This window comes from Salinimicrobium oceani (genome assembly GCF_012037645.1).
The window spans coordinates 1-855 of the sequence record NZ_JAAVJR010000078.1; the positions used below are offsets into that span (position 1 = coordinate 1).

General features: G+C 44.6%; 1 protein-coding gene. It reads right to left on the minus strand.

Annotated elements, in window-relative coordinates:
* The coding region (locus HC175_RS15490; protein WP_479685232.1) for an AsmA family protein at positions 1-855 on the minus strand (855 nt) is incomplete at both ends.

Consider the following 855-nt stretch of genomic DNA (forward strand, 5'->3'; position numbering starts at 1 on the left):
TTATCCTTATAATCAATATTGGCAAAACCTTCCCCATCCTCCAGCTGGGCTTGAAGTGCGATATTTTCGAACTTGTAATTGTTATAGGTGAGAGTGTCAATGGTACCTTCAACAACAGCGTCAAGAGAATTTATGTCCTCTCCGCTTCCTGAGGCCCTAATATTTAATGTTATAGGCCCTAAAGCATTATTTTGCAGGATCTCTCCTACCTGCAGACTGGTAACTTTGATATCGGCATTAAAAGCTAAGCCGGGAGCACTGGTGAAGTTACCTTCTACGTCAATTTTTCCTGCGGAAGAATTAAGGACGGCATCAGCCGTAATATTTTCGGGTGTCCCACTGAAGCTTCCGGTCAAGGCCATATTCTCCGGAATCTGAATACCGAGACTGTCTGCTTCCACAAAAGCTCGGAGGTCACCTCCTGAAGAATTGAATCGCACTCGAGGCAGATCAAACCTTAATGCATCGGGGTCTGTCGCATTAAAAATCGTCCCGTTGACTGATAGAGAAGTATTCGCTCCCCAATTGATATTGGCATTTTCGATGTTTACAGCCGCCAGTTGTCCTTGGGCAGAAAGAGTGCCAGAAATGCCTTTTTTGGCAAGCGTAGCAAAATACTCGTTTTGCCGCAAGTCGGGTTGAAAGCGGTAGATCTCCTCCAGGTCAAGGTTGAAGCTGGGCAGGTTAAGATCTACGGTTGCATTTTCCGGGTTTTCTATGAATTGATCAAGAGAGTCGTAGTTCACTGTTAAGTTTCCCTCTATGCGATTTCCATTGAGCTGCACAACAAGATCCCGGAGCTGCATATTTTCTTCGGTCACTAAAAGGGCAAAATTGGATTCTCTTAGAAATAAT